At 71.7% G+C, this 3,533-nt stretch carries 4 protein-coding genes; 1 reads left to right on the forward strand and 3 read right to left on the reverse strand.

Annotated elements, in window-relative coordinates:
* The 3 genes from CCN56_RS33690 to afsQ1 all read right to left on the reverse strand — a co-directional run.
* Positions 1-396: hypothetical protein (locus CCN56_RS33690; RefSeq protein WP_086831631.1), on the reverse strand; the 396-nt coding region annotated here is incomplete at its 3' end.
* Complete coding sequence (locus CCN56_RS33695; RefSeq protein WP_086831629.1) at positions 393-1,925, reverse strand: HAMP domain-containing sensor histidine kinase; 1,533 nt, start codon at positions 1,923-1,925, stop codon at positions 393-395. The genes CCN56_RS33695 and CCN56_RS33690, both read right to left, overlap by 4 nt.
* Positions 1,922-2,599, reverse strand: coding sequence for a two-component system response regulator AfsQ1 (gene afsQ1, locus CCN56_RS33700; RefSeq protein WP_017239746.1), 678 nt, complete (start codon positions 2,597-2,599; stop codon positions 1,922-1,924). The genes CCN56_RS33695 and afsQ1 overlap by 4 nt, the downstream gene beginning before the upstream one ends.
* 169 nt (positions 2,600-2,768) lie before the next feature.
* On the opposite strand from afsQ1, the gene CCN56_RS33705 reads away from it, so the two are divergent.
* A complete protein-coding gene (locus tag CCN56_RS33705; RefSeq protein ID WP_086831630.1) occupies positions 2,769-3,494 on the forward strand; it encodes a SigE family RNA polymerase sigma factor in 726 nt (241 codons plus the stop codon).
* Positions 3,495-3,533 lie beyond the last annotated feature (39 nt).

Below are 3,533 nucleotides of genomic sequence, written 5' to 3' on the forward strand. Positions count from 1 at the left end.
GCCCGCCGGGTCGCCGGCGTGCCCGCCGCCGACCGTCAGCGGCCCGTGCACCTCGGTCGTGAAGCCGGCCTGCCGTTCGGCCTCCGAGGGCTCGGCGAGCAGCTGTGCGAGCAGCCCCCCGGCCGTCCGTACCGGATCGCCGCCCGCCTTCTCCTCCGGCAGCGGCGACCGGCGGTCCACCGCCTCCAGTTGCGAGCCGCAGACCAGGTACACCCGGACCGGCACGCCCTGCGGCGCCGCCTGCGTCGTACCGTCGTCGGTGACGCTGCACGGGACCCGCGACGGGGCCGCGCCCGCGTCCACCGGGACCGACGTGGTCCGGATCCCGCAGCCGGTGAGCAGTGCGGGGAGCAGTGCGGTGAGCGCGACCGCCGGGACAGAGAGGCGACGCCTCATGCTTCCTCCTCCTCGCCCTGGCTGCTGCGCGTCTGCACCTCGCGCGTGATCCCCGAGGCGTCCAGCGGCAGTCGCAGCACGAACACCGCGCCGTCGACCGTCCCGCCCTCGCCGACCGAGTTCGACGCCGTGATCGAACCGCCGTGGATCAGCGCGTTCTCCATGGCGATCGACAGGCCGAGCCCGCTGCCGTCGGAGCGGGGCCGGGACGCGCTCGCCTTGTAGAAGCGGTCGAAGACGTGGGGGAGGACTTCCTCGGGGATGCCGGGGCCGTGGTCGCGGACCGCGATGACCAGCTCGTCGTCCTCCGTGCGCACCGAGACCCGCACCGGCGAACCGCCGTGCTTGAGCGCGTTCCCGATCAGGTTCGCCAGGATCACGTCGAGGCGGCGCGGGTCGAGCGGCGCGACGATACCGCGCTCCGCGTCGAGCTCCACCGCGTCCAGCCAGGCCCGCGCGTCGATGCACGCGGTGATCTGGTCCGCGATGTCCACCTCGTCGAGGACGAGCCGCGCGGTGCCCGCGTCGAAGCGGGTCACCTCCATCAGGTTCTCCACCAGGTCGTTGAGGCGCCGGGTCTCGCTCACCACGAGGGCCACCGCCGGGGCGATCATCGGGTCGAGGGAGTCCTGTTCGTCCTCCAGGACCTCGGTGACGGCCGTCAGCGCGGTCAGCGGGGTCCGCAGCTCGTGCGACATGTCGGCGACGAACCGCCGGGAGGACTCCTCCCGCGCGCTCATGTCCGCGACCTGCTTCTGCAGCGACTCGGCCGCGCTGTTGAACGTACGGGACAGATCGGCCAGTTCGTCCGCGCCGGTGACTCGCAGCCGGGTGTCGAGCTTCCCCTCGCCGAGCTGCCGGGCCGCCTCGCCGAGCCGGTGCACCGGCCGCAGCACGGTCGTCGCCGCGACCTGCGCGAGCAGCACCGAGCCGGCCACCGCGAGCGCGGTGGCGATCCCCAGCGACCAGCCGAGCGAGTTCAGGTCGGCCTTCTCCGGGGCCAGCGACTTGAACATGTACCCGGCGGGCCCGCCGCCGTCGATCCGCGTCCCGCCGACCAGGTACGGCGTCCCGTTCCGCTCCGTACGCTGCCAGAACAGGTGGTACGGGTACGCGTTGGCGTCCGTCACCGGCCGCTTCGTGTCCACGGCCTCCTGCAGCGGGCGCGGCACGTCGGCGAGCGTGAAGTCGTCCGGGTCCGATGCGCCCACGATCGGCTTGCCCGCGTCCCGCTCGCCGAGCAGCAGCACCTGGTAGTTCGCGGCGCTGCCGGTCGCTATCTGCTCGGCGGTCCGCCGCAGGTCGTCCTGGGTGGGCCGGAGCGGCAGCGTCGCCGCCCGGTTCTGCATCTCCTGCCGGAAGTCGTTGAGCGCCGAGTCCTGGGTACGGGTCAGCACCGCCTCCCGGTTCAGCCAGTACGCGATGCCGGAGGCGGCGACGGCCGCGGTGAGCGCGACCAGGGCGAAGACGACGACGAGCCGGAGCCGCAGACTCGAGAGCCGCAGCCGTGTGTAGATCCCCTTGCTCACGCAGGGACGTCCAGCCGGTAGCCGACCCCGCGGACGGTACGGATCAGCGTCGGCGAGGACGGCACGTCCTCGACCTTGGCGCGCAGCCGCTGCACACAGGCGTCGACGAGCCGCGAGTCGCCCAGGTAGTCGTGCTCCCACACGAGCCGCAGCAACTGCTGCCGGGACAGCGCCTGTCCGGGCCGCCGGCTCAGCTCCAGGAGCAGCCGCAGCTCGGTCGGGGTGAGCTGGAGGTCCTCGCCGTTCTTGGTGACCGTCATCGCCGAACGGTCGATCACCAGCGAGCCGTACGTCGCCGAGTCCGTCGACTCGCGCTCCCCGCGCCGCAGCACGGCCCGGATGCGGGCGTCGAGCACCCGTCCCTGCACGGGCTTCACGACGTAGTCGTCGGCGCCGGACTCAAGCCCGACGACGACGTCGATGTCGTCGCTGCGGGCGGTCAGCAGGATGATCGGCAGCTGGTCGGTCCGGCGGATGCGCCGGCAGACCTCGAAGCCGTCGATGCCGGGCAGCATGACGTCGAGCACGACCAGGTCGGGCCGCTGCTCGCGCAGCAGCTGGAGACCGTCCTCGCCCGTCGCGGCGGTGGCCACCCGGTGGCCCTGCCGGGACAGGGAGAGTTCGAGGGCCGTGCGGATGGCGTCGTCGTCCTCGATCAGCAGCAGAAAAGGCACGCCGTCATTCTGGCCCATGGGGCCGTCCGAGATCGACCGCTCGCGGACTCGCTTCTGTTCCATTCCCTGTGACACGGCTGTGACAGTCGGCGGACAGCGCCATGAAGTCCGGGGGGCAAGCTTCTTGGCACACGGACCGAAACACACTCCAACCGACGGGGGGCGCGAGATGAACGCACTGCACAGCACCACCTCAAGCGCAGTTGTCACGCGTCTCCACGACGTCGTGCGGAGCACGGAGAAGTCCGGCGGTGTGTCGAACGGACGGGGGTGCGTTCGTACCGTCGGGCGTCAGCGCAAGGCGCCGTACATGGTGGCCGTCGCTGACGGGGGAGCGGCGTACGGGGAGGTCACGGGGGAGCGCACGAACTGCTCGGAAGCCGAGTTCACGGCTTACGTGCAGGAGCGTCGTGCCTCCCTGTACGCCACCGCCTACCACCTCACCGGTGACCGTTTCGAGGCCGAGGACCTGCTCCAGAGCGCGCTGTTCTCCACGTACCGCGCCTGGGACCGGATCAGCGACAAGGCCGCCGTCGGCGGGTACCTGCGTCGCACCATGACCAACCTGCACATCAGCGCCTGGCGCCGGCGCAAGCTCAACGAGTACCCGACCGAGGAGCTGCCGGAGACGGTCGGCGAGACGGACGCGATGCGGGGCACGGAGCTGCGCGCGGTCCTGTGGCAGGCCCTGGCCCGCCTGCCCGAGCTCCAGCGCACGATGCTGGTGCTGCGCTACTACGAGGGCCGGACCGATCCGGAGATCGCGGAGATCCTGGACATCAGTGTCGGCACGGTGAAGTCGAGCATCTGGCGCTCGCTGCGGCGACTGCGCGAGGACGAGGTGCTGAGCTTCGGCCGTGACGAGGAGGAGTCCTTCGGCGAGCTGGTGGCCTGAAGGCCGGGGGGAACGACCCTTCGGGGCCCACGGGGGAGA

It is taken from the genome of Streptomyces sp. NRRL B-24572 (assembly GCF_002156145.1).
GTDB lineage: Bacteria > Actinomycetota > Actinomycetes > Streptomycetales > Streptomycetaceae > Streptomyces > Streptomyces vietnamensis.

Bases quoted from the DNA above. Each gene is read 5' to 3' on its own strand.
- CCN56_RS33705 (WP_086831630.1), top strand. From the start codon at position 2,769: ATGAACGCACTGCACAGCACCACCTCAAGCGCAGTTGTCACGCGTCTC.